23 protein-coding genes and 1 pseudogene are annotated in these 22,371 nt (G+C 67.4%); 16 read left to right on the forward strand and 8 right to left on the reverse strand.

Annotation, left to right across the window (positions count from 1 at the left end):
• Positions 1-64: 64 nt before the first annotated feature.
• Complete coding sequence (locus QM019_RS08665; protein ID WP_282852640.1) at positions 65-514, reverse strand: ASCH domain-containing protein; 450 nt, start codon at positions 512-514, stop codon at positions 65-67.
• Positions 515-579: 65 nt separating this feature from the next.
• Here QM019_RS08665 and QM019_RS08670 point away from each other — a divergent pair, with 65 nt between their 5' ends.
• The 14 genes and pseudogenes from QM019_RS08670 to QM019_RS12935 form a co-directional block, all read left to right on the forward strand.
• On the forward strand, positions 580-1,356 hold the full coding sequence (locus QM019_RS08670) for an enoyl-CoA hydratase-related protein (protein WP_282852641.1): 777 nt from the start codon (positions 580-582) through the stop codon (positions 1,354-1,356).
• A gap of 97 nt (positions 1,357-1,453) precedes the next feature.
• Positions 1,454-2,212, forward strand: a complete 759-nt coding sequence (locus QM019_RS08675) for an SDR family NAD(P)-dependent oxidoreductase (RefSeq protein ID WP_282852642.1) — start codon at positions 1,454-1,456, stop codon at positions 2,210-2,212.
• A 5-nt stretch (positions 2,213-2,217) separates the two neighbouring features.
• On the forward strand, positions 2,218-3,375 hold the full coding sequence (locus tag QM019_RS08680) for an acyl-CoA dehydrogenase family protein (protein ID WP_282852643.1): 1,158 nt from the start codon (positions 2,218-2,220) through the stop codon (positions 3,373-3,375).
• A 14-nt stretch (positions 3,376-3,389) separates the two neighbouring features.
• Entirely contained in the window at positions 3,390-4,568 is a 1,179-nt protein-coding gene (locus QM019_RS08685) for a thiolase family protein (RefSeq protein ID WP_282852644.1), read from the forward strand.
• A gap of 53 nt (positions 4,569-4,621) precedes the next feature.
• A complete protein-coding gene (locus QM019_RS08690; RefSeq protein ID WP_282852645.1) occupies positions 4,622-6,499 on the forward strand; it encodes a sensor histidine kinase in 1,878 nt (625 codons plus the stop codon).
• Complete coding sequence (locus QM019_RS08695) at positions 6,496-7,215, forward strand: response regulator transcription factor (protein ID WP_282852646.1); 720 nt, start codon at positions 6,496-6,498, stop codon at positions 7,213-7,215. Before QM019_RS08690 ends, QM019_RS08695 begins: the two co-directional genes overlap by 4 nt.
• A 95-nt stretch (positions 7,216-7,310) precedes the next feature.
• Positions 7,311-8,888 carry a hypothetical protein gene (locus QM019_RS08700; protein WP_282852648.1) on the forward strand — a complete coding sequence of 526 codons (1,578 nt, stop codon included), beginning with the start codon at positions 7,311-7,313 and terminating at the stop codon, positions 8,886-8,888.
• A gap of 202 nt (positions 8,889-9,090) precedes the next feature.
• Positions 9,091-9,585: an RNA polymerase sigma factor gene (locus tag QM019_RS08705; protein WP_282852649.1), complete on the forward strand. Its 495-nt coding sequence runs from the start codon at positions 9,091-9,093 to the stop codon at positions 9,583-9,585.
• Positions 9,585-10,193 (forward strand): methylated-DNA--[protein]-cysteine S-methyltransferase, encoded by a 609-nt coding sequence (locus tag QM019_RS08710; RefSeq protein ID WP_282852650.1) that lies wholly within the window; start codon positions 9,585-9,587, stop codon positions 10,191-10,193. Before QM019_RS08705 ends, QM019_RS08710 begins: the two co-directional genes overlap by 1 nt.
• Complete coding sequence (locus tag QM019_RS08715; protein ID WP_282852651.1) at positions 10,190-10,831, forward strand: DNA-3-methyladenine glycosylase I; 642 nt, start codon at positions 10,190-10,192, stop codon at positions 10,829-10,831. The genes QM019_RS08710 and QM019_RS08715 overlap by 4 nt, the downstream gene beginning before the upstream one ends.
• A gap of 42 nt (positions 10,832-10,873) precedes the next feature.
• On the forward strand, positions 10,874-12,304 hold the full coding sequence (locus QM019_RS08720) for a dihydrolipoyl dehydrogenase family protein (protein ID WP_282852652.1): 1,431 nt from the start codon (positions 10,874-10,876) through the stop codon (positions 12,302-12,304).
• Positions 12,305-12,397: 93 nt separating this feature from the next.
• Positions 12,398-13,015, forward strand: coding sequence for a TetR/AcrR family transcriptional regulator (locus QM019_RS08725; RefSeq protein ID WP_282852653.1), 618 nt, complete (start codon positions 12,398-12,400; stop codon positions 13,013-13,015).
• Positions 13,015-14,691, forward strand: a complete 1,677-nt coding sequence (locus tag QM019_RS08730; protein WP_282852654.1) for an MDR family MFS transporter — start codon at positions 13,015-13,017, stop codon at positions 14,689-14,691. Before QM019_RS08725 ends, QM019_RS08730 begins: the two co-directional genes overlap by 1 nt.
• Before the next feature lie 402 nt (positions 14,692-15,093).
• A pseudogene (locus QM019_RS12935) lies at positions 15,094-15,291 on the forward strand (IS481 family transposase); the annotation flags it as partial.
• Positions 15,292-15,781: 490 nt separating this feature from the next.
• Here the strand turns inward: QM019_RS12935 and QM019_RS08740 are convergent.
• From QM019_RS08740 to QM019_RS08760, 5 genes are all read right to left on the reverse strand, one after another.
• Entirely contained in the window at positions 15,782-16,537 is a 756-nt protein-coding gene (locus tag QM019_RS08740) for a TatD family hydrolase (protein WP_282852656.1), read from the reverse strand.
• A gap of 173 nt (positions 16,538-16,710) precedes the next feature.
• Positions 16,711-17,619 carry an NADP-dependent oxidoreductase gene (locus tag QM019_RS08745; protein WP_282852657.1) on the reverse strand — a complete coding sequence of 303 codons (909 nt, stop codon included), beginning with the start codon at positions 17,617-17,619 and terminating at the stop codon, positions 16,711-16,713.
• 64 nt (positions 17,620-17,683) lie between these two features.
• Positions 17,684-18,109, reverse strand: coding sequence for a cupin domain-containing protein (locus QM019_RS08750; RefSeq protein WP_123575383.1), 426 nt, complete (start codon positions 18,107-18,109; stop codon positions 17,684-17,686).
• Between the two features lie 126 nt (positions 18,110-18,235).
• Positions 18,236-20,236 (reverse strand): heavy metal translocating P-type ATPase, encoded by a 2,001-nt coding sequence (locus QM019_RS08755; protein WP_282852658.1) that lies wholly within the window; start codon positions 20,234-20,236, stop codon positions 18,236-18,238.
• Between the two features lie 88 nt (positions 20,237-20,324).
• Complete coding sequence (locus QM019_RS08760) at positions 20,325-20,558, reverse strand: heavy-metal-associated domain-containing protein (RefSeq protein ID WP_249387508.1); 234 nt, start codon at positions 20,556-20,558, stop codon at positions 20,325-20,327.
• Between the two features lie 161 nt (positions 20,559-20,719).
• On the opposite strand from QM019_RS08760, the gene QM019_RS08765 reads away from it, so the two are divergent.
• Positions 20,720-21,403, forward strand: a complete 684-nt coding sequence (locus QM019_RS08765) for a Crp/Fnr family transcriptional regulator (protein WP_282826575.1) — start codon at positions 20,720-20,722, stop codon at positions 21,401-21,403.
• A 148-nt stretch (positions 21,404-21,551) separates the two neighbouring features.
• On the opposite strand, the gene fdxA is transcribed toward QM019_RS08765, so the two are convergent.
• Complete coding sequence (gene fdxA / locus QM019_RS08770) at positions 21,552-21,884, reverse strand: ferredoxin (RefSeq protein ID WP_282852660.1); 333 nt, start codon at positions 21,882-21,884, stop codon at positions 21,552-21,554.
• Positions 21,885-21,919: 35 nt separating this feature from the next.
• Positions 21,920-22,126, reverse strand: a complete 207-nt coding sequence (locus tag QM019_RS08775; RefSeq protein ID WP_282852661.1) for a hypothetical protein — start codon at positions 22,124-22,126, stop codon at positions 21,920-21,922.
• Positions 22,127-22,240: 114 nt separating this feature from the next.
• Between QM019_RS08775 and QM019_RS08780 the strand changes: the two genes are divergently transcribed.
• A partial coding sequence (locus QM019_RS08780; RefSeq protein ID WP_282852662.1) for a transposase occupies positions 22,241-22,371 on the forward strand: 131 nt, incomplete at its 3' end.

A 22,371-nucleotide genomic window follows, 5' to 3' on the forward strand; every position in this document is an offset into this window, starting at 1 on the left:
GGGTGAATTCGCATCGACAAGTTCACCGTACCTAAGGCCACCGACACGTGTGGCCGCGGCGCGCTCACGAATACACGAGCCGAAACCGCTCGCACACGACCGCCATGTCGGGTTCGAAGCCGTGCGGGTTCTCGGAGTGCAGCCGCCAGAACCGCTCGTGCACCTCGCGCCAGTACGCGAGCGAGCGGTCACCCTCACCCTCCGCGGAGGCGTGCTCCGCATCCACCTCGCCGAATGGCCGGATGCGCACCTCGAGCGTCTCGATGATCGCGCGCGGCTCCCCCGCGCCGTCGAGCACGACGCTGAACTCCCCCGCCCGCGGCACCGGATCGCCCGTCGCCTGATAGTCCCAGAACGACGACGCCGTCGCCGTCTTCGTGCCCGCGAGCACGAGCGCGAGCAGCTCGTCGGCGTGCTCCTGAGTCGCGCCGAAGGCCCACGCCTCGGGCACCGCCTCCGGCAGCTCGGGCTTCACGTCGCGCACCTGGCGCCAGTACTCGGCGGGTGTTGTCATTCCGCCAGCATAATTGGCCACACGAGGGCCGCCGCCCGCGCCGCCACAGCACGTCAGGAGCATCCGTGCCGCAGTACGACCTCATCCTCACCGAAACCCGCAACCGCGTCGGCTACATCACGCTGAACCGGCCTGAGGCGCTCAACGCCCTCAACCTGCAGCTCAGCGGCGAGATCATCGAGGCCGCGCTCGCGTACGACGCCGACCCCGAGATCGGCGCCATCGTCATCACCGGCTCGGAGCGAGCGTTCGCCGCCGGCGCCGACATTCTCGAGATGGCCGACCGCAGTTACGCGAGCATGTTCCTCAACGGCCCGTTCGCTCGTTGGGACGCCTTCACGGCGATGCGCACGCCCGTCATCGCCGCCGTCGCCGGCTTCGCCCTCGGCGGTGGCTGCGAGCTCGCGATGATGTGCGACATCATCCTCGCCGCCGACACCGCAAAGTTCGGCCAGCCCGAGATTAACCTCGGCGTCATTCCCGGCATGGGCGGCTCGCAGCGCCTGCCCGCCGCGATCGGCAAGTACAAGGCCGCCGAGATGCTGTTCACGGCGCGCGTCATGCACGCCGATGAGGCCGACCGCGCGGGCCTCGTCTCGCGCGTCGTGCCGGCCGCCGAACTGCTCGACGAGGCGACCAAGGTGGCCGAGACGATCGCCGCAAAGTCGCTGCCCGTCATCTACGCCATGAAAAACGCGCTGCGCGTCTCGCAGGACTCCGGCATCACCGACGGCGTGCGCTACGAGCAGCAGGCGTTCACCGCGGGCTTCGCGCTGCACGACCAGAAGGAGGGCATGGCTGCCTTCCGCGAGAAGCGCGACCCGGAGTTCCGCGGCGAGTAGCCGCCGCACGCCGCCGCCATGAACTTTTGCGGTGGCGTGACTACGGTGGGCGGTACGCGCGCGACCGCCAACGGCGGCGGTCGGCGGAAAGGTCGACATGGACGTCACTGACCAGGTAGCGGTCGTCACCGGGGGCGCCTCGGGCCTTGGCCTCGCCACCGCGATACGGCTGCGCGACCGTGGCGCGCGGGTGCTCGTCGTCGACCTGCCGGGCACGCCGGCGACCGACGCCCTCGCTGCCGAGCCGGGCATCGCCTTCGCCGACGCGGATGTGCGCGACGAGCAGCAGGTCGCGGCCGCCCTCGACGCCGCGGCCGAGCTCGGCGACCTCCGCGTCGTCGTCAACTGCGCCGGCGTTGCCGAGGCCCTCAAGGTCGTCTCGAAGCACGGCCCGCACCCGCTCGACCGCTTCGAGCGCGTGCTTGCGATCAACGTCGTCGGCACGTTCAACGTGATTCGGCTCGCGACCGAGCGGATGCTCCGCCTCGACCCGCTCGGCGAGGAGCGCGGCGTCGTGGTCAATACTGCGTCGGTCGCCGCCTTCGACGGGCAGATCGGCCAGGCCGCGTATTCGGCGTCGAAGGGCGCGATTCACGCGATGACGCTGCCGATCGCGCGCGAGCTCGCCGAATATCAGATCCGCGTCGACACGATCGCCCCGGGCACGTTCGACACGCCCCTGCTCGCGGCGCTGCCCGAGGCGGCGCGCGAGTCGCTCGGCAAGCAGGTACCGCATCCGGCCCGGCTCGGCCGCCCCGAGGAGTTCGCGCTCCTCGTTACCCAGATCATTGACAACCCCATGCTCAACGGCGAGACGATTCGGCTCGACGGAGCGATTCGAATGGCTGCGAGGTAAGCACAATGCGTTCCACGTTCTATGACGATGACCACCAGGAGTTTCGCGAGCTGGTGCGCGACTTCATCGCGCGCGAGATCACGCCGAACTACGCGCGGTGGGAGGCCGACGGTGGGCTGCCGCTCGAGCTCTACCCGAAGATGGGCGAGACCGGGCTCGTCGGCCTCGCGATTCCCGAGCAGTACGGCGGCATGGGCCTCGACGATTACCGCTTCCGCATGGTCATCAACGAGGAGCTCTCGCGGGCGCAGGCTCCGAGCGTCAACGCGGCCTTCGGCGTGCACGACGACATCGTCATCGCCTACTTGCTCGACCTCGCGACCGATGAGCAGCGCGAGCGCTGGCTGCCCGGCATGGCCGACGGCACGCGACTCAGCGCCGTGGCCATGACCGAGCCCGGCGCCGGCAGCGATCTGCAGGGTATCCGCACCCACGCCGAGCGCGACGGCGACGACTGGGTGCTCAACGGCTCGAAGACGTTCATCACGAACGGCGTGAACGCGTCGCTCGTGCTCGTGTTCGCCCGCACCGACCCCGACGCGGGCTCGCACGGCTACTCGCTTTTCGTGGTCGAGAACGGCATGCCCGGCTTCGAGCGCGGCCGCAAGCTCGACAAGGTCGGCCTCCACTCACAAGACACGGCCGAGCTGTTCTTCAGCGACGTTCGGGTGCCCGCCGCAAACCTCCTCGGCGAGGCCGGGCAGGGTCTCATCTATTTGCTCGAGCGGCTCCCCCGCGAGCGCATCTCGATCGGCGCGGCGGCGCTCGCCTCGGCCGAAACGGCCTACGACTGGGGCCGCGAGTACGTGTTCAACCGCAGCGCGTTCGGCCAGACCATCGGTGACCTTGCCACGGTGCGATTCACCCTCGCCGAGCTCGAGACCGAGATCGACATCACGCGCGCGTACGTCGAGCGCTGCATCCTCGCGCTCAACGACGGCGAGCTCACGACGGTCGAGGCATCGAAGGCGAAGTGGTGGGCGACCGAGCTCGAGCAGCGCGTCATCACCCGCAGCCTACAGTTGCACGGCGGCTACGGCTTCATGGAGGAATACCCGATCGCGCGGGCCTTCCGCGACTCGCGCGTGCAGTCGATCTACGGCGGCACGACCGAGATCATGAAAGAGATCATCGGCCGCGACATCGCGAAGCGCTCGCGCTAGCAAAGGGGCGACGGATGCGCGAAGCAGTCATCGTCGACGCGGTACGGACCGCGTCGGGTCGCGGCAAGCCGGGCGGCGCGCTCTCAGGCGTGCATCCCGTCGACCTGCTCGCCTCGGTGCTCGAGCAGCTCGTCGAGCGCACTGGCCTCGACCCCGAACTCATCGACGACGTCATCGCCGGCAACGTGAGCCAGGTCGGTGAGCAGGGCGGCAACATCGGCCGCACCGCCGTGCTCGCCGCCGGGTTTCCGCACACCCTGCCCGCGACGACGATCGACCGGCAGTGCGGCTCCAGCCAGCAGGCCGCGACCTTTGCAGCGCAGGCGATCATGTCGGGTAGCCAGGACGTCGTGATCGCGTGTGGCGTCGAGTCGATGAGCCGCGTGCCGCTCGGCTCCTCGACCGCGGGGCAGGATGCACTCGGCCCGCGCGTGCGCGCCCGCTACCCCGAGGGCCTCGTGCACCAGGGCGTCTCGGCCGAGCTCATCGCCGCGAAGTGGGGCTTCTCGCGCGCCGAGCTCGACGACTATGCGGCCCGCTCGCACGCGCTTTCCGCGGCCGCCGCGAGCGCGGGCGACTTCGACGCCGAGCTCGTGCCGATCGAAACCGAGGCGGGTGCGCATCTCGTCGACGAAACGGTGCGGCCGAGCACGACCTCCGCATCCCTCGCCGGCCTTTCGCCCGCGTTCGCGACGCCCGAGTACACCCGGCGCTTCCCCGAGCTCGACTGGAAAGTGACGCCCGGCAACTCCTCACCCCTCACCGACGGCGCCTCGGCCGCGCTGCTCATGTCGCGCGAGCGAGCCGATGCGCTCGGCCTGCGACCGCGCGCCCGCTTCGTCGCGTTCTCGGTCGTCGGCGACGACCCGATTCTCATGCTGACCGGGCCGATCCCGGCGACCGAACGCGTTCTGAAGCGGGCCGGCCTTGGCATCGACGACCTCGACGCCTTCGAGGTGAACGAGGCCTTTTCTTCGGTCGCGCTCGCGTGGCAGCGCGAGACCGGCGCGCCGATGGAGCGGCTCAACCCGCGCGGCGGCGCCCTCGCCCTCGGCCACGCGGTCGGCTCATCGGGCACGCGGCTGCTCGCAACGCTCCTCAACCAGCTCGAGGCGAGCGGCGGACGCTACGGGCTACAGACGATGTGCGAGGGCGCGGGTATGGCGAACGCGACCGTCATCGAGCGGCTCTAACTCTCATTCGAAATGCACTCGCCGAGGCGCCACGCCCGCTCTAGAGTGACCTCATGGCGGGTTTGCGGTGGCGCAGCCACCGGCACTGGATCTTCGTCGTTCTCGTGGGTGTGTGGACGACCTATTTCTTGAGCCCGCCGGCATCGCCGTGGGTGTGGAGCGTCGTGCCGGTATCCGTCGCCGGCGCCGCGATGCTCGTGAATCGGCCGATCGCCGGCAATGTCGTGATCCTCGCCGCGAGCCTGATGTCGGCGGGTTTCGAGGTCGAATACGGGCGCACCGAGGTGCTGCTGCCCGTCATCGGGGCCCTGTTCATGTTGGGGCGCTCGCGCGCGCCCATCAGCGTCGGGGTGGCGTTTTTGCTCGCGCAGATCGGCACCACGCTGCTGCGCGACGGCGCGACGATCGAGTCGATCCCCACCCAGTTCATCGTCTATGCCACGCCCTGGCTCTTCGGCCACATCGCGGGTCGGCGCGCCGACTCGGCGCTCGCCGCGGTGCACGAGGCCGAACGGCTCGCGGCGATCGACGTCGCCCGCGTCGCCCAGAGTGTCGCCGAAGTCGAGCGGCAGCGCGTCGTCAACGACTCGATCGACACGCTCGGCACCGCCCTCACGCAGATTCAGCAGCGCACGACGTTCGCGTTGCAGGCGCCACGCGACGACCGCATCCGGGCGATTCAGGATGCGGCGAAGGCCGCGATCCAGCGGCTCCACGTCACGCTCAGTGCCCTTCGATCCGTGCCGCCCGCCGTGGCGCACAAGCGCAGTTCCGGGCCGGCCAAACCGCCGCTGACGCCGCGACGACGCCTCATATTCGGCGCGCTGCTCGCGGTCGTCGGTACCCTCGTCATGCTGCTCTTCTCGGCGCCCCTCGACAGCGAGTGGTACCGGCCGGTGTCCCTCGTGCCCGCGCTCATACTGCCCGCGGCCGCGCTGCTTGCCCGACAGTTCCCTCTCCCGGCGGCGCTCGCGGCGGCCGCGGCGCTCGTCACCGCGGCGCTTGACTCACCGCATCCGCCCGAGGCGCTTACGCCCTGCGCGTTCCCTGTCGCCGCGCTGTGTTGGCGCATCGCGCAGGCCGAGTCACGGCAGCGAACCTGGGCGATCGCGCTCGTTACCATCGCGTCACCCGTGCTCGGCATGAACCATGGCCGCGAGGGCGTCGGGTTCTCGCTGCTCGTCGTGTTTCTCGGCGTCGTCGGCGGGCTCGCGTGGAGCGACCGCGACGCGGTGTTGCAACGCGAGGAAGCCCGCGCGGCGAAGCTCACGGCGCAGCTCGCTGCGGTGCGCATCGGCGCGGCCCGCGAAGAACGAGTGCGCGTCGCCCGCGAACTCCACGACGTCGTGAGCCACGCCATCGCGAGCGTGAGCCTGCAGGCGCAGCTCGCGCGCGTCCGCCTCGACGACGACCCCGACGAGAGTGAAGCCGCGCTCGGGCGTGTGCTCGTCACGACCGCGCACGCCTCGCGCGAACTCGCGGTCATCGCGCGGCTGCTGCAACCGAGCGACGCGGGGCTCGACGTGTGGCGACTCGTCGAAGGGGCAGCCGACCTCGGCCTGCGCGTCTCGCCGCACGTCTACGACTCCCTACGCGGCGATGAGCTCGCGTACCGTGTCGTGCAAGAGTCGCTCACGAATGCCTCGCGCTACGCGCAGGGTTCGAGAGTCGACGTGCGGGTCGCTCTCGAGAACGGACGGGTACACATCATGGTGCGCAACGAAGCGCCGCTGCTGCCGACGATCGACTCGGTCGGCACCGGCTCAGGTTTGGCCGGGCTGCGCGACCGGGTGGATGCGCGCGGCGGCGTTATTACCTGGGGGCCGGTCGGTGACTGCGGCGGCTTCGAGGTGAACGCGAGTTGGCCCGTCGGCCGCGTGCCGCTCGACGATCCGGAGGGCTTGCGCCACGGCGACGGGGTGCGGCCGTGATCCGCGTCGTAGTCGTCGACGACCACGAGCTCTCGCGCGAGGGGATCGCGGCGATTCTTGCGGGCGAGCCGGATATCGAGGTGGTGGGTACGTTGCCCGACGGCGCACCGGCCGCAGCGTTCGTGGCCGACAACGCGATCGATGTCGTGTTGATGGATGTCGCGATGCCCGTCGTTGATGGCATCACCGCGACCGCCCAGGTGCTCGAGCGCACGCCGCAGGCCGCGGTGATCATGCTGACGACGCTGCCCGATGACGAGCACGTGCGCGAGGCCCTGCGGGCGGGCGCGCGTGGGTACCTCCTCAAAACCTGCTCGGCCGAGGAACTCCGCTTCGCGGTGCAGGCAGCTCGGGATGGGCGACGCTGGTTCGACCCACTCGTGCTGGAACGCCTGGCCGCGGGTTTCGCCGGCCTCAACCCCGCCTCGTCGGGTGGCGTCGACGAGCCCGGCGAGGTGCCCGAGGTGCTCATGACGCTCACCCAGCGAGAGCTCGAGGTCTTCCGCGAAATCGGCCGGGGCCGCTCGAACGCCGAGATCGGCGAGACGCTCTTCCTCAGTGAGAAGACCGTGAAGACCTACGTCAACCGCATCCTCGGCAAACTCGGGCTCTCGAGCCGGGTGCAGGCGGTCGTGCTCGCATTCGAGTCGGGTTTCATCACGCGGGCGAGTACGACGCCCGACGTCGAGTCACCAAACGTCAACGATCGTCGTTGACTTCGGGTGATTCCGAATTCGTAACGCCGAGGTCACGATGAGCTGGGGGTGACCTGGGAGCGCGGTGCTCTCGCCCTGAGCGAAGGACGAACGTAGTGCAGCGCAGAGCAAGACTCGGGAAAAGGACGGCCTCGGTCGTCGCACTAGGGGCGCTCGCGGGCGCCGGACTCATCGGCCTCGGCAGCGGTGCCGCGAACGCCGCGCCAGGCCAATTCTTTGCGGTATCCGGCTTCGTACTCGATGAGAACGGGCAGACCGTCATTCTTCCCTACGACGAGCCGTGGGACGTCACCGCGACGTCGGCGGCGGCGAGCTACAACAGCGTTGAGCAGGACAATCCCTGGGGCATCAACGCCGATGACGCACCCGCCGGCACCTATCACGTCACTATCGACCCTTTCCAAGACGCCCTCGAGTTGGCCACGTTCGCCTGCTACGAGTTCGACGCGAACAACGCCGAGCTCCCGACCGCCGTGGCAAGCGTCACCGGTAGCAGCACGAGTGGCTGGAACGTGCCGGTCGGCGAACTCTCGATCGCCTGTATCGCCGAGTACCGACCGGCTGGCCAACTCGCCGAACCTCGCGTTTCGATCGACCTCTCGGTCTTGATCGGCGATGGAGCCGACGGCCAACCCACTCCGGTCGGCACGGAGTCGGACTTCGAACTCGGGCTGCGAGATGCCTCGGGCACGGTTCACGCGATTCCCGCCGAGGGCGAAATATCGGTGCCCGCGGGTGATTACACCCCGGTGCTGAGTGCCTCCGCCAACGCCCAGGCCGGTTTCGACATCAGCGAGTGGTCCGTCTACCTCTGGGGATGCACGGGACACATCGGCAACGAGTTCGGCGACGCACTGACCCTCACTGCGGGCACGCTCACTTCCTGTCAGCTCTTTGTCGCGAACAGCGACGTCGACCTTTCGCTCGATACCGAGGTCGAGGGCGACTACGGGCTCGACTGGTACGGCATCACCGGCGCCGTTGGTACGCCCATCGACTACTCGCTTACCGTGACGAACTCCGATATTTTTACGGTTGGCGCCGGCCGGACTGCCCCGGTGGCGATTCGCGTGACGCTCGGCGACAACATGCAGGCCCGCGACCCGTTCGTCCTCACCGACGGCTTCACGGCCGAACTCGAGAGCGAAGGCACCTACCTCATTACCGGCGACGCGCAGCTCGCCTCGGGTGAATCGGTCACCGTGCGACTTGGCCTCGAGTTGACGGCCGAGGTGCCCGGCAGCCCCCTCAGCGCATGTGTGCTGGTTCCCGCGGGGTACACCGATTTGTACGCGCAAGACAACTGCTGGACCGAAGAGCTCAAGGCAGACGGTGGCGGTGATGGAGGCGAGCCGACGCCCACTCCGACCCCCACACCAACGCCGACCGCGACTCCCACGCCGACGGCCACACCCACCGCGACGACGCCGGTAGTGCCGACCGTCACGCCCACGCCCACGCCCACGGCGACCGAGTCCGCGACGGCGACCGAGTTGGCCACGGCATCGGCAATCCCGAGTTCCGATGACGACCCGGCGGCCCCTGCAGCCGACGGCGACCTTGCGACGACCGGTGCTAACACGGCACCGATGATCACGCTCGTCCTCGCTCTCCTCGTCGCGGGCGGCGCGCTCCTCGTGCTGCAGCGCCGACGCGAGCAGCAGTCGGCCTAGCGCGAACTAGCGGATGCGCGGGACTGGTCGGCTTCGGTCGGCCGCCCCGCGCATCCCGCGTTTTCCCGAAATCGGATGCGGCAGGAACTGGCACCGCGTCCGCCCGCACTCGCCCGGCAACCCGGCTCAAGAAAACTCCCACAAAAAAACTCATCCACAGGGGTCACGTTTTACCGTTCTGATGCGTCTACCTTGTGTGAGCATGAAGCAACCCTTCGACCAGGCCGTCGAGCGTCACGGCGTCACGGTGCTGCGCGTCTGTCGCGCGGTGCTCGGGGCGACCGCCGACGCTGACGATGCCTGGTCGGAGACGTTTCTGGCGGCCCTTGAAACCTGGCCAGAGTTACCACCCGACACGAACGTCGAGGCGTGGCTGGTGCGCGTTGCCTATCGCAAGGCCATCGACGTCACCAGAGCCCGGGCGAGGCACGCGGTCCCGGTCGCCGATGTGCCCGAATCGCGCACCGAGCTGGGCGTGCCCGAGCGCGACGAGGATGACCTTTGGCGCGCTGTCGGCACCCTCCCCGAACAACAGCGGTTCGCCATCGCGTACCACTTCTTCGGCGGACTCACCCATGCCCAAACGGCCGAACTCATTGGCAGCACCGAGGCCGCGGTGCGCCGAGCTGCGGCCAACGGCATGCGCACCCTCCGCACAACGTTTGCACCTGAAGACTCCTTGAAGGGAGGCCACTGATGCCCGGCCCCACACCAAACCTCTCCCCCGACTACCCGCCGCTCGGGCCGGTTGATCTCACCTCGCTCCGCGGCCACTTGGCCGAGCAAGCGAACCGACGAGGTCTCCTCGACGTCGCCTACCGCACCGTCGACAGCCCAGTCGGCCCGCTCTTGCTCGCCGCCACCGAGCGCGGTCTCGTGCGGGTGGCCTATGAGCGCGAGGATTTTGACGCCGTGCTCGAGCGACTCGCTGCCAAGGTCAGCCCCCGAGTGCTTCGTGCGCCCCACCAACTCGACGACGCTGCTCGGGAACTCGACGAATACTTCGCCGGCCGCCGCCGCTCGTTCGACCTCCGGCTCGACTTCGCGCTCTCCAACGGCTTCCGTCAGTCGGTGCAGCGGTACCTGCCGCACATCGACTACGGGCGCACCGAGTCCTACCGTGAGGTCGCCGAGCACGTCGACAATCCCAAGGCCGTGCGCGCGGTCGGCACCGCGTGCGCGACCAATCCCCTCCCCATCGTGGTGCCGTGCCACCGCGTGCTGCGCGCCGACGGAACCCTCGGCGACTACATCGGCGGCCTCGACGCCAAATCCACCCTTCTCGAACTGGAGCAGACGACATGAGCGACCACACCCCTACCGCGACTCAGCCCTCCATTATCGACCTGACCCCCGGCCTCGTCATCAGCGACGATGGTCTCGCCCGGCCACTCTGGGCGAGCAGCGACGAACTGCTGCGCGACTACTACGACACCGAATGGGGCATGCCGGTGCGCGACGAGCACGGCATGTTCGAGCGGCTCAGCCTCGAGGCCTTCCAGTCCGGGCTGTCGTGGGCGACAATCCTGCGCAAGCGGCCCGCCTTCCGCGCGGCGTTCGACGACTTCCACCCCGACGTCGTGGCCGAGTACGACGAGCGCGACGTCGAACGTCTGCTCGGTGACGCGGCAATCGTACGCAATCGCGCGAAGATCATGGCCACCATCGGCAATGCCCGCGCCACGGTGCAATTGCGCGACAAAGGCGGGCTGAGCGAGTTTGTCTGGTCGTTTCAGCCGGCCGTTACGCCGGCGCCACGGTCAGCTGAGGAGGTGCCGAGCCGGTCGGCGGAATCGGTCGCTTTGGCCAAGGCGCTCCGCAAGGAGGGATTCTCGTTTGTCGGCCCGACCACCATGTACGCGCTCATGGAGGCCGTCGGCATGATCGACACCCACCTCATGGGATCCCACCGACGCGGAAGTTCTGGGGTTTGGCCCGAGTAGCTGTGCTTCGCTGGGCGCATTCGTTCGATCGCAGGAGCTGACATGTCAACGCAGAACGCACCCGTCGGGCCACGCGCCGTCGACTACGACCTGGTCGTCATCGGCGCGGGCCCCGTCGGCGAGAACGTCGCCGACTACGCCGCGAAGCAGGGCCTGCGCGCGGCCATCGTCGAGGCCGAACTCGTCGGCGGCGAATGCTCATACTGGGCGTGCATGCCGTCGAAGGCACTCCTCCGCAGCGGCCAGGCGCTCGCCGCAGCGCGACGTGTCGACGGCGCGAAGCAGGCCATTGGCGAGATCGACGTCGAGGCGGTGCTCCGGCGCCGCACGGCGTTCACGAGCAACTGGCGCGACGACGGTCAGGCTGCGTGGCTCGAGTCGGCGGGCATCGAGCTGCTCCGCGGCACGGGGCGGCTCGCGGCGCCGGGTCGCGTCCAGGTCGGCGAGCACACCTATTCCGCGAGTGCCGTCGCGCTCGCGACCGGATCCGTGCCAACGCTGCCGAGCATCCCGGGCCTCGCCGAGGCCGAGCCCTGGGGCACGCGCGATGCGACCTCCGCGAGGTCGGTACCGCCCCGGCTGGCGGTGCTCGGTGGCGGCGTCGCGGGCGTCGAGCTCGCCTTCGCCTACGCCTCGCTCGGTTCGAAGGTCACGTTGCTCGCGCGCAGCGGCCTGCTGCGGCAAGAAGAACCATTCGTTGGCCAGCTCGTGGCGGATGCGCTGGTCGAGGCCGGTGCCGAGGTGCGCGTGGGCGTCTCGCCGCGTCGAGTCGACCGATTCCCCACGAACGATGGTGGCCGCAACGCAGTCCGCATCGAGCTCGACGACGGCACGATCCTCGAGGCCGATGAGCTACTCGTGTCGACCGGTCGACGCGCCAACACCGACGGGCTCGGACTCGAGGCCGCCGAAGTCGACGCGCTCGAGGTCGACGACACCATGCTCGTGACTGGCACCGACTGGCTCTACGCGGTCGGCGACGTGAACGGGCGCGCCCTCCTTACCCATCAGGGCAAATATCAGGCACGCGCCGCTGGCGAAGCAATCGCCGCGCGCCTACGGGGTCAGCCCCTCGATGATGCGCCCTGGGGCCGCCACGTCGCGACGGCCGACCACGACGCGGTGCCCCACGTCGTGTTCAGCGACCCCGAGGTCGCGAGCGTCGGGCTCACCGAAGCCCGCGCGCGCGGGCGTGGGTTTCGCATCCGGGCCGTCGAGTTCGACCTTGGCGCAGTGGCAGGCTCGGCGCTGCACGCCGACGGCTACACGGGCCGGGCCAAGCTCGTCGTCGACGAAGACCGACGCGTCGTCATCGGCGCCACCATTGTCGGCCAGGACGTCAGCGAGCTTCTGCACTCCGCCACCATCGCGATCGTCGGCGAGGTGCCCGTCGACCGGCTCTGGCACGCGGTGCCCTCCTACCCCACCATCAGTGAGGTTTGGCTACGCCTGCTCGAGACGTATTTCAGCTAGCGACGCCCCGCGCCGATACCGCGGACGAGCCGCACTCCGCGTTACCAAAATTTCAATTGCAGTTTCACTAACAATAGTGCAGACTTGCACTCTGTGATTGAGAGTGCAACTGACGCCCGGGAGCAGCGCAAACGCGAAACTTCCCGGGCGTTAACTTGTCATGCCCGCCAGCTGACCTCCGAACTTGGCTTCTCCGGTTTCACGATCGAAGAACTCTGTTCCTCAGTTGGCGTCTCCCGGCGCACCTTCTTCAATTACTTCGAGTGCAAAGAGAACGCGGTGCTCGGCTATGGCTTCGCGACGGCCGACCCCCGCGAACACGCGATCGGTGAGGACTTCGTTGCTGCCCGGGGCGACCTGATCGACGACTTCGTCGAGATGATCATCTCCCGGTGGGAGATCGTGAACCCCGTCGAAGACACCGAGGCGATGTTCGCGGCGATCGAAGACGAGCCTCGCCTGATCAAGGCCGCGTTCAGAGAGCTCCACAAGAACGAGCTCCGCGACGTCGAACTCATCACGCGGCGCTTGGGCGACAGCCCAGAGACGCAACTTCGAGCCGAGGTGATCGTGCACGGCATCGGCGCGCTCATCCGGCTCGCTCTCGACCAACTCATCCACCACCACTCGACCGAATCACCGCGCGAGTTGCTCCTGCAGCGAGTGCGAATCGCCCGAGCCGAATTCACCACCCCGCAGAAAGCCAGCTAATGCCAACCTCCGCAGCGCAGGGCGCACCATTCCTGCTCACTCGGCGACGAATCTGGCTCATCTTCGGCGCCCTCATCGCGGGCATGCTGTTGTCGAGCCTCGACCAGACCATCGTGTCAACCGCCATGCCGACGATCGTCGGCCAGCTCGGCGGCGTCGACCACCAGGTGTGGATCACGACCGCCTACCTGCTCGCCAGCACGATCGTCATGCCGATTTACGGCAAGTTCGGCGACGTCCTCGGCCGCCGCAATCTGTTCTTGATCGCGATCGCGATCTTCACGCTTGCCTCGATCGGCTGCGCCTTCGCGGGCAACTTCTGGGCGTTCGTCATCTTCCGTGCCGCGCAAGGCCTTGGCGGCGGCGGCATGATGATCCTGTCGCAGGCCATCATCGCCGACATCGTGCCGGCGAACGAGCGAGGCAAGTTCATGGGCCCGCTCGGCGCCGTGTTCGGCCTCTCGGCCGTCGCCGGCCCGCTCCTCGGCGGCTACTTTGTCGACCACCTCACCTGGCAGTGGGCGTTCTACATCAACATCCCGATCGGCATTGCAGCGTTCGCGATCGCATACTTCGCGCTCCAGCTGCCGTCACGCAAGCCCGAGAAGCGCATCGACATTCTCGGCGTCGTGTTCATCTCAATCACAACGGTCTGCCTCATCTTCTTCGCCGACTTCGGTGGCGACACCGCCTTCGGTTGGGGCTCGCTCGCGACCTGGGCGTGGGGCGCGGGCTTCGTCGTGGCGGCAGCCGCGTTCGTCTTCACCGAGGCGCGCGCCGAAGACCCGATCATCCCGCTGAGCCTCTTCCGCAACCCCGTCTTCATCAACGCCACCGCGATCGGACTCATGCTCGGAATCGGCATGTTTGCCGCCATCGGCTTCATCCCGACGTTCCTGCAGATGGCCTCCGGAACCTCGGCCGCGGTCTCGGGCTTGCTCCTCGTGCCGATGATGGTCGGCATGATGGGCACCTCGATCGCCTCCGGCCTGCTCATCACGAAGACCGGTCGGTACAAGATCTATCCGATCCTGGGCACGGTCGTCACGGCGCTCGCGATGGTCGCGTTTACGAGCCTCACCGCGGAGACGCCGATCTGGCTCATCTGTGTGTTCCTGTTCGTCTTCGGCGTTGGCCTCGGCCTGATCATGCAGGTCGTGGTGCTCGTGGTGCAGAACGCGGTGCCCGCCGACGAGATCGGCACCGCGACGAGCACGAACAACTACTTCCGTGAGGTCGGCGCGTCGCTCGGCACCGCGGTGTTCGGCACGATCTTCACCACGCGGCTCACCGAGAACCTCGTGAACGTCTTCGCTACGAGCGGGGCGTCGGCCGATGCGGCATCCCAGGCCGCCTCGACGATCGACCCGGAGACGCTCAACGCGCTTCCCGATGACGTGCGCACGGGCATCATCTCGGCCTACGCCGACGCACTTGCGCCCGTGTTCTGGTACCTGCTGCCGTTCATCGCGCTCGCGTTCATCCTCGCGCTGTTCCTCAAGCAGATCCCGCTCTCGGATCAGGCCGGGCTCGTCGCGCGCGGCGAGGCGATCGGCGGGGCCGAAGCCGAGCAGCTCGAGGCGCAGCGACACGAGAACGCGCTCGTGGATGTCGTCACCGGCCCGACCACGACACTCGAGTCGGGCGACGTCGAACCTGATCGCCTCTCTTCATAGCGTTCAATCCTGATGCGACGGCCGCTGCCGCCCGCCATACACGGGCGGCAGCGGCCTTCTTCGTGTCGCTGGCCGATCGGCACGGTTTCGATCCACCACCGCTTGTGTCCGATCCTTATGCGTTGGGTCCCTCGGCAACGCACACGAGATCGCGCTCAAGGAGTCGATCAACGAGATCTACCAAGCCGAGTGCGGACACACGGAATTCTTCCGCGACGGCCAGCACAAGACGATCGCCATCATCGACTTCGCTACCCTGACTTGGTCGACCTGTACAACGCCCGCAGACTCCACGTTAGCCTCGGAACGGTCAGCCCCGACGCGTTCGAGCCTACCTACTCAGCCGCGCTCAGGAGAGCGCCGCTCCCCCGCATAGCAGCGGCGCAGATCTCGGGACGGTTCGTCCTCAACTGGCTCGACGACCACGACCGATACCTGCTCTCCTGCACCGTCCACACCCCAGTCACCGGCGACGACGTCGTCACCAGCTTCCTCGCGAACATCGAACGCCACGGCCCACCCGCGTCCACCCTCACCGACAACGGCCGCGTCTACACCACCCGCCACTGCGGCGGCCGCAACGCCTTCGAATACGTCCTCGCGATCGCCGACGACACCACCGTCACCGTCACCCACCTCACCACCGGCGAAGTGCTCTCCACCCACGACATCGACCCCGACCGCGGCTACTGGAGAAACAAACAACGAGAGCCTGGCCGATGGCCAGGCTCTCGTTGAGTGACATATCTCGTGACTCATCTGGGACATATGTCCCGACTCATCACAATGGTGGACCTAGCGGGAGGCTTGTCGAAACTTGCCCCGCCGCTGGCCCGCTTGAGTTTGATGCACCGCGCGATCCGTCTTCGTGCGCGGCATGGTGTCCGTCGCGAGGAGTCTCACGTCCGACAGCAGGCAAGGGTCAGCGGTGAGGTGCTCCTTTCGGCAGAGGCTCAATACGCGGCCGGTGAGACGCTGCGCACGATAGCCACGGAAGTCGGCGTGAGTCGGCAGCGGCTAGCGTCACTGTTGCGCGAGCGAGGTGTGCGTCTTCGTCGCACCGCTCCCTCGAATGCGGAGGTTCAGGAAACTATAGGTACAAGAGCGTGTCCGCGACAGGTTCGGGTGGGCGCTCGATGGCACCGGAGCGCTCGCTGAGCGTGCGCAGGTTCCACCAGGTCGCTGCGCGAACCTCTTGTGGGCTTGTACCCCAGGCCCGACTCAGCAGCAGCTCGATGCGTCCTGTGTCGGCTGGTCTGCGGGAACGCACCTTGCGTGCGGGAAAGTCGGTCTCGCACAGAACCCGGTCCCGCGGAAGTCGTCGGATCTGATCTTCGGACATTGCAGCGTTGACCGAAAAGTATGCATCGACGTCGATCGCCCGCTTGACATCGGTGTCATCTCCGTTGAACCAGTGCAGGATCGCTCCGCGCGTCTTGGCATCGGTAAGGTACTGGACGACCTCGGTTGTCGCTCCGGAGCTGTGAATGGAGACCAGCACGGGCTCGCTGCGCACGATGGTCAGTATGTCTTGGAAGATGGAGCACTGCCGAGCCCAGTCGCCTCCGCGGCGGTCCAGGCCGATCTCGCCAACTAGCGCGAAGGAACGGAGGAGATCTTTGAACCGTTCCGGGTCCCATGCGGCGCGGGCGGTTGCGACTGCCGGATGGATACCGAGCCCCCAGATGAGCGAGTGATCGCGCCGGTTCTTGACCTGACTAGCTTCGTGGAGGCTTCGGGTCATAGCGAACACGACGGCGTCGCCGAGGGCTGTGATTTGGTCTCGGGTGACGTCGGGAGCGATGTGGGCGTGGGCGTCCAGCGCCGGAAGGTCGGCGCTGGTCACGTCAGGTCGACCTTCCCGAGTTCGGCGAGTCCGCACCAGTGCGGCTGACATCATCACGTGCCAGGGACGAGGTTCGCGCCCTCGTCAGCGACGACGCAGATCGGGCCATGATGGACGCGTTGCGTAAGGGCATCCGCAGTACGCAACTCGCCCCCCACGCCCGGCATGGCTGATCAGCCTTCGGGAACCACGACGACCTTGCCGCCGGCGTGCCCGGTCTCCACGGCTGCGATCGCCTGACCTGCGTCATTGAGGTCGTACTGGGTGTCCGCATGGGGGTCGACCAGCCCGTACTGGATCACCTCGGTGATCTTCCCCATGGCCTCAGTCGTACGTGCCAAGCCCCGGCCGCCCAGTTCGACCGCGGCGTCCGGATCGGCCGCGGAGATAATCCGCCCCGGATCGGCCACCAGATCGGCGACGGCACGCAGCGCGTCACCGCCGACGAGATCGACGATCAGGTCAACGCTGGAAGCGACTTCTCGCACGCGATCGGCCACGCCCGAACCGGATCCGATGAAGGCCGCACCGGTAGACTCGATCAGTTCCCGCTTGGCCACGTCGGCCACGCCGAGGACCGTGAACTCGTGTACCCGGCCGATCTGCGCGGCCATCAGCCCCACCCCGCCGCCAGCGCCCAACAAGAGCAGGGTCTGGCCTGGTTCCAGTTCGATTTGGTGGGTGGCGTCATAGGCGGTGGCTGCGGCCACCGGAATGGTGGCGGCGTCGATGAAGGAGATCTCCTCGGGCTTGGCCACAGTGGTGGAGGCGCTCAAGAGCGTGTGCTCGGCCAGTCCGCCCTGCCCGGGCGCCACCAGGCCGAGCACCTCATCGCCCACCGCGAAGCCTTCGGTCCCGCCGCCCACCGCGATGACCACGCCGGCGGCTTCACGGCCCATCGGCGCCGGCAACGACCAGGCACGACCCAGCCGGCCCTCGCGCATCTTCCAGTCGGCCGGATTCACACCGGCGGCCCGGACCTCGATGGCCAGTTCCCCGGGTCCAGGCTCCGGAATAGGCCGGGCGATCAGCTGCTGGGTTTCGGGTCCGCCGTAGTCGGTGAAGACGTAGACCTTGGACATGAATGCGATCTCCTTCTGATCTGAGCGGTGTGTCTTAGTGCCCTAGATAACGTGACGATGGGGGTCAGAGCCGAGGGGGTTCGTCCTCACCGGCGGCTTCGGCGGCGTCGGCTTCCTCCCGGGTCGCGAAGGCGGCGCCGGCAGCATGCTCCGGTGGGCTGTAGATGGTGTAGAGCACCAGCGGCTCGTCGCCGGTGTTGCGGAAGTTGTGCCGGGCCCCGGCCGGTACCGCGCATTGGTCACCGGCATCGATGGGGTGGGTGTGGCCGTTGAGATCGGCTTCGCCGGTGCCGGAGACGAAGGTCAGGATCTGGTCGGTGTGCTCGTGGACCTCGTCGCCGATCTGGCCGCCGGGCGGGATGGTCATCACCACGATCTGGGCGTGTTCACCGGTCCACAGCACCTTCCGGAAGTCGGGGTTGTCCCGGGCCACGTCCGCGATGGTGAAATGCTCGACGTTGTCTCCCAGGGTGAAGTTCTTTCCGTTCATGATTGCTCTCCTCCAGTTGCGTTTTTCGTTTTCGGTGTTCGGGTCGATGTTGTGAATTTGTCGGTGTGTCCCGCGCCGGGAGCGGTAGCGGCTGGGTACCTGTTTGCCGCTTACGCGGGTTCGATGTCAGGCGTCGACCTGTTGCGCCGCTGTTCCGGTGGCCCTCTCGCTCTTGGGCATCGTGGTGGAGCCGCGGGCGTTGCGCAGTAGTCGCATCGCGTTGGCGATGACCACCAGTACGGAGGCTTCGTGGACGAGCATGCCGATCGACATGGTCACTCCGCCGGCGAAGACGCCGGCCAGCAGCAGCACCACGGTGATCAGGGCGATCGCGATGTTCTGCCGCATGACGGACACGGTCCGCTTGGCCAATCCGATAGCTTCCGGCAGCTTGAGCAGGTTGTCGCCCATCAGGGCGATGTCCGCGGTCTCCACGGCTACGGCCGAGCCGGCCGCCCCCATCGCCACGCCGATGTTCGCGGTGGCCAGGGCCGGGGCGTCGTTGACGCCGTCGCCGACCATGGCGATCGTGTGGCCCTCTTGCTGCAGCTGCGCGACCACGTCCAGCTTGTCCTCGGGAAGCAGGGAGGCGTGGATCTCGTCGATCCCGGTCGCCTTCCCGACGGCCTCGGCCACCAGCCGGGTGTCACCGGTGAGCATGACCACCTTCTCCACGCCGGCCCGGTGCAGGCGGGCGACCATCTCGGGTGCATCCTGTCGGACCTGATCGGCGACGGCGACGACGCCGATCACTTTGTCATCGACCGCCACGATCATCGGCGTCTTGCCCTCGGCGGCCAGCGATTCCGCCGCCTGGGCGGCGCTGCCGTCATCGACAACGCCGTACTGGAGTAGTAGCGGCGGGTTACCGATCAGCACCCGCCAACCGTCGACATCGGACACGATGCCCTTGCCGGGGACCGGGGTGACCGTGCCGGGGATGCCGTGCGGGCCTACTCCCTCGGCCTGGGCGGTGTCCAGGATGGGACGGGCCAGCGGGTGTTCGGAGCCGGCCTCAGCGGCGGCAGCCCAGCGCAGCACCTCGCTGCGCTCCAACGCCGAGTCCAGGACGACGACGTCGGTCAGCTGCGGGCGTCCCTCGGTCAGGGTGCCGGTCTTGTCCACGGCGACCGCGGAGATCTTCGCCGAGGTCTCCAGGAATTCGCCGCCTTTGATCAGGATGCCGTTGCGGGCGGCGCGGCCGATGCCGGCCACGATCGCGACCGGGATGGAGATCACCAGGGCGCCGGGACAGCCGATGACCAGCAGAGTCAGGGCCAGCACCACGTCGCCGGAGATCAGTCCGGCCGCCAGGGCCAGCACCATCACCGCGGGGGTGTACCAGCCGGAGAAGCGGTCGATGAACGCCTGGGTGCGGGCCTTGGCGTCCTGGGCCTCCTCGACCCGGTGAATGATCCGGGCTAGGGTGGTATCGGCACCGATGCCGGTGGCCAGCACCTGCAGGAAACCGCCGCGGGAGACGGTGCCGGCGAAGACCTGTCCGCCCTTGGATTTTTCCACCGGGATCGATTCGCCGGTGATCGAGGCCTCATCGATGGCGCCGGTGCCCGAGACGACTCGACCGTCGACGGGGACCTTCGCGCCGTTCTTGACCAGCACGATCTCGCCCATTCTCACCTGCGCGGCAGGGACCTCCTGTTGCTGACCGTCGCGCACGACGGTCGCGGAATCCGGGGCGACAGCGACCAGTTCGGCCAGTGCCGAGCGCGTCTTGTTCAAGGTGGCAGCTTCCAGGGCGTGGCCGATGGCGAACAGGAACGTCACCGCCGCGGCCTCCCAGAAGTTGCCGATGATGACAGCGCCGATGGCCGCGACCGACACCAGCAGGTCGATGCCGATGACCTTGGCGATCAGCGCGCGAACCGCCTTGAGTACGATCCCGTAGCCGGCGACGGCGGCCGCGGCGATCATGAAGACATCCCCGAGGGTGAAGGCCGCGCTGGCATGCGCGGCGTGGGTGCCGGCGTCCAGCCACCACTGCGGGCTGACGGCGGGGTTGGCGACACCTCCGCCCAGCCACTGGAGGGCGAACGAGATGATGATGATCACGCCGGACACGACGGGAACGGACCAGTTTCCATAGACCCATTTCTGGAGCCTGTTCACTTTCGGGTACGACCTTTCTGCGTCTTGAGCCGGCGTACCGGCAGGATGAAGGGGGAAATGTGAGCGGGCCCTGTGGGGCCCGCTGGCGTTAGAAGGCCGCGGGCGTGGCCTTGTAGCCGGCCTTCACGACGGCGGCAACAAGGTCATCCACCGAAACGCGCTCGGCGTCGTGGTCGATCTCGATGCGGGCGGAGGCGAAGTGGACCTTCACGTTCTGGACACCCTTGAGGCGGCCGACCTGCTTCTCGATCTTGGCCACGCAGGAAGGGCAGGAAAAACCTTCCGCGCGGAGGATGGTGTGGGTTGTGGTCGCGGTGGTCATTGTGGAATCCTTCCGTCTTGGTGTTTCTTACTGACACCTTCACCGTAGGTTCGCCGTGCCGCGAACTCCTTGACATAGATCAAGTTCGCGGGGCTCCTCCCCGAGCGCCGCTGGCCCGTCCGTTACGGTCGCGTCGGGTCGGCGTGGGATAAAGTGGTGTCATGCCCGAGGATGACTTGTGCGTCACCCGCGTCCCGATCTTCCAAGGCCTCACCCGTCAGGAACAGTTGCGTGTTGCGGACTTCGCCCGCCCGGTACTCGCCGAAAAGGGGGAGATCGTCTATGCGCCCGGACAGCCGGTCTCGCGCCTGCTGGTGATGCACAGTGGACAGCTCAAGGTCAGCCACGCGGCCGCCAATGGTCAGGAGCAGATCCTGCGAACGGTGACCGACGGTGACGTCGTGGGTGAACGTGCCTTCCTGACGGGCCACCGTCCGAACGATCTCGCCGTCGCGCTGGAAGAGAGCAGGATGTGCGTGTTCGACCATGCCGACCTTGCAGTCCTACTTCGTGACTACCCCGACATCAGTCAGCGGATGCTGCGGACGCTCTCCGACCGCCTCTCTTCCGTCGAGCGACTGCTGGCCGCCATCACCTCCAGCGATGTCAATGCCCGTGTCGCGGCCTACCTCCTGGACCTACCTGGCACCACGCGGGACGGAGCGGCCACGGTGAGACTTCCGATGGCGAAACAGGAAATCGCGGCGTACCTCGGCACGACACCGGAGACCCTGAGTCGACGCCTTGCCGCGCTCTCTGCCTCCGGCCTTATCGAATTGCACGGGCGCCGGGAGGTCACGATTCTCGATATCGATGCGCTTGAACACGTAGCCACACCTCGATAGTCGGGTGCCGCTGCGGCGTGGCGGCCTCCTGGGCAGTATCCGGTGCAACTCGAACCCGCCCTTGACCTTCTTGCAGTGGCGTCACCTGTGTGGGCTGCTCCCTACGAGCTTCCCCCGGCACGGACGCAAAGCGGGCGAAGGGGCCGACCTAAAGGCCGACATCTTGGTTTTGCGGTGGCAATGCCGCAACCAGGGGGTGGTCCCGGCCGGTGTTGCCGAGCTTGACGGCACCACCCGGTGAACCGAGTTCGTCGAAGAATTCGACATAGGCCTTGTAATACTCTGCCCATTGGTGCGGGACGTCGTCCTCGTAATAGATGGCCTCAACCGGGCAGACCGGCTCGCAGGCGCCACAGTCGACACACTCGTCTGGATGAATGTACAGCGACCGCTCTCCTTCATAGATGCAGTCGACCGGGCATTCTTCGACGCAGGCCTTGTCCTTGACGTCCACACAGGGTTGGGCGATTACGTAGGTCATGGGTCACTCTCCATGGGGTTTGCTGGAAGGACGTCCTATTCCGGCGATGCACATCTGCCGTCCGATAGCGGCGTTCGCCATATGTCAGGGTCGGCCACGGCGAAACGGCGGCCGGTGATCAGGTCGGGGTGGATGCGAATGAACCGCTTCTTCTCACCGGCCTGCCACGGAAAGGGCGGAAGGTCCACGGTGTCCATCAGGTCGTGAACCTGGCTGATTGCGCCGGCGCGGCCCTTCGCCACGACACTCCATGCTTTGGAGGTGGGTGGGTCGTATCCGTCGACGGGTCTGCTGAAGGTTTGGTTGAGTCTTTGACCGCGTAATCCTGAGAGGGTTGCGCTGGAAGGATGGCAGTCATGCCGATCAAGTACACGGACGAGTTCAAGCGGGATGCTGTCGCGCTTGTGGAGTCCGGCATCGCGCAGAAGGTGGTGTGCAAGGATCTCGGGATCTCGAAGACCGCGCTGCAGACCTGGGTGCGTGATGC

Origin of the sequence: Gulosibacter sediminis, assembly GCF_030011715.1 — a bacterium.
Lineage (GTDB): Bacteria > Actinomycetota > Actinomycetes > Actinomycetales > Microbacteriaceae > Gulosibacter > Gulosibacter sediminis.